Consider the following 657-nt stretch of genomic DNA (forward strand, 5'->3'; position numbering starts at 1 on the left):
GCATCATTCTCAATGCCATGGGTTATATTCCTCCGGGCAACATTAATCTCACCGTTGCACAGCTCGCTATTAACAAGGGCATGCGGCAGGTTTGGTACTTTATTCTTTCCTTCTCTTGTGTAGAAGTGTTTTTTACCTTTGGGATGATGCGTTTTGCCCGCTGGGCCATGAGCGATATCAATCCGAACGAGGCGGTAAGCGAAGTGCGCTTGAGCACTTTAGTCGATTGTTTTATGATCGTGATGTTTTTGGTGATGGGTACCATTACCTGGAAAAATAGGAAAAAAGTGCCTAAAACAAGTAATACCAAAGAGGATAAACGAAGTGGGAGTGTTTTATATGGGTTAATTTTAGGGGTGCTAAACCCTGTTCAGATTCCATTCTGGCTGTTTTTTGGCAATTATGTCATTTTACACCAATGGATTGAAACGGATTACCTTTCATTGGTGATTTTTAGTTTGGGCTCGGGCGTTGGTTCTACACTTGCACTTTACTTATATGCGCATTTTGCAACCTATATCCAAGAGAAGTTTGCCCTGAGTAGCTTAATTATCAATAAATCGATAGCGATATTTTTGTTCGCATTGGCGGTTTACCTGGTCATCAAGCAGGCGATCGTTATCTTTTAATAAATATTTTCCATGGTCTGTGTCTCCC

At 41.2% G+C, this 657-nt stretch carries 1 protein-coding gene; it reads left to right on the forward strand.

The features are described 5' to 3' along the window. Positions 1-2: 2 nt before the first annotated feature. A complete protein-coding gene (locus AC1DND_RS28995) occupies positions 3-629 on the forward strand; it encodes a LysE family transporter (protein ID WP_477586447.1) in 627 nt (208 codons plus the stop codon). The last annotated feature ends 28 nt before the right edge of the window (positions 630-657 follow it).

Source organism: Pedobacter sp. 01N416 (assembly GCF_056399685.1).